The organism is Stutzerimonas sp. Brlt_14, from assembly GCF_051948915.1.
GTDB classification, from domain to species: domain Bacteria; phylum Pseudomonadota; class Gammaproteobacteria; order Pseudomonadales; family Pseudomonadaceae; genus Stutzerimonas; species Stutzerimonas stutzeri.
The window spans coordinates 1-1,926 of the sequence record NZ_JAYJLM010000013.1 but is presented as its reverse complement, the minus strand read 5'-3'; the positions used below and the strand labels follow the sequence as shown (position 1 = coordinate 1,926).

Sequence of the window (1,926 nt, the reverse complement as noted above, 5' to 3'; positions counted from 1 at the left end):
TGGTGCGCCAGGCATGGCGCGTAGCGCCGTGACTGGCGCTGTCGGGTTCACTGTGGTGGTGAGCCTGGCGACTTGGAGGTGAAAGTCCTCTACACACCCGGCAAGGGGAAGTGTTAGCTGAAGGCAAGGGTGTCGCGGGCGACTGCGAATCTGAAGGAAGCCCGAGGCAAAATGCTGGCCTGACGAACAGGAAGCGGATGAGGCGGCGCAGCGGGGTGAGGTGGCCATAATCGCCAAAGCCCGATACTTGCACGGAACGCTGCGACGTAGATCCGACAGGCATAAGCAGGAAGGTCGCGCGAATTACCCTGGGAGATCTGTACGCTTGCCATTGTGCTACCGATTGTCGAGAGGCGACGGGATGGGCGTGCAGAAGTCAGCCGAGGCCGTAGTAAGTGGCGGTCAACCACGCCATCAAGGGCCGAACAGGTCATGCCGCCAGTAGGCGTCAGCGTCTCGTCGATAACCGAAATGCAGAAATTTCTCCAAGAGAAGACTGTCACCCCGAGTCCCGGCCAGAGGCCGAGGATGACGCCTGACAGCGCAGAGGTATCGACGGCGTCGGTGACGTGGACGAACGCGGAGCCGGACACGCTGATGGAGCGGGTGCTTGCACCGGCGAATCTCAAGCGTGCGTATCAGCGCGTGGTCAGCAACAAGGGGGCGCCGGGTGCCGATGGCATGACGGTCGCCGACTTGGCAGGCTACGTGAAACAGTATTGGCCCATCCTGAAGGTCAGGCTGCTGGCAGGTGAATACCATCCCCAGGCAGTGCGGGCGGTCGAAATTCCCAAACCGCAGGGCGGTATGCGGCAACTGGGCATTCCCAGTGTCGTGGATCGCCTGATCCAGCAAGCCCTGCTGCAACAGCTCACGCCGATCTTCGATCCGCTGTTCTCGGACTATAGCTACGGCTTCCGTCCGGGCAGAAGCGCTCACCAGGCTGTCGAGATGGCCCGCACCCATGTGGCGGCGGGTCATAGGTGTTGCGTGGAACTCGATCTGGAGAAGTTCTTTGATCGGGTCAACCACGACATCCTGATGTTCTGTGTTGAGCGCCATGTCGAAGACAAACAGGTGCTCAGACTCATCCGCCGTTACCTCGAAGCGGGCGTCATGTCGGGCGGGGTTGTCAGCCATCGGCAGGAGGGGGCGCCGCAAGGCGGCCCGCTTTCGCCGCTGCTATCGAACATCCTGCTCGATGAACTCGACCGTGAGTTGGAGCGGCGAGACCATCGCTTCGTGCGCTATGCCGATGACGCGAACATTTATGTCCGTAGTCCGCGTGCTGGCGAACGAGTGCTGGCCAGTGTCGAGCGGTTCCTGAATCACCGTCTGAAACTGAGACTGAATCGGGACAAGAGTCGCGTGGCTGGGTCGTGGAAATGCGACTACCTGGGGTATGGGATGAGTTGGCACTCGCAGCCTAGACTGCGAGTGGCAACCATGAGCCTGCGCCGTGTGCGCGACCGTCTCAGGGAACTGCTGCGAGGGGTGCGGGGCCACAAGATGGCGAATGTCATCGAGCGGGTAAACCCGGTGCTGCGAGGCTGGGCAGGCTACTTCAAGCTCAGCCAGAGCAAGCGTCCACTGGAAGAGCTGGATGGCTGGGTCAGGCACAAACTTCGCTGTGTCATCTGGCGGCAATGGAAGCAGCCCTCTACGAGGGCGCGCAACCTGATGCGCCTGGGATTGAGCGAGGAGCGTGCCTGCAAGTCGGCCTTCAATGGCCGAGGCCCGTGGTGGAACTCAGGAGCGCCGCATGTGAATCAGGCGCTGCCGAAGAAGCTATGGGACAGACTTGGACTGGTCTCGATACTGGATACGATCAATCGGCTTAACCGCATGGCCTGAACCGCCGTGTACGGAACCGTACGCACGGTGGTGTGGGAGGACGGCGGCCGTGAGGCCGCCTCCTACCCGATC

At 61.5% G+C, this 1,926-nt stretch carries 1 protein-coding gene; it reads left to right on the top strand.

Annotated features, from left to right (window positions below):
• The first annotated feature begins 432 nt into the window (after positions 1–432).
• Positions 433–1,854 carry a group II intron reverse transcriptase/maturase gene (gene ltrA / locus VF716_RS20275; protein ID WP_049341395.1) on the top strand — a complete coding sequence of 474 codons (1,422 nt, stop codon included), beginning with the start codon at positions 433–435 and terminating at the stop codon, positions 1,852–1,854.
• The last annotated feature ends 72 nt before the right edge of the window (positions 1,855–1,926 follow it).

Excerpts from the sequence above, each read along its gene's own strand:
- ltrA (WP_049341395.1), top strand. The coding sequence starts at position 433 with ATGCCGCCAGTAGGCGTCAGCGTCTCGTCGATAACCGAAATGCAGAAA.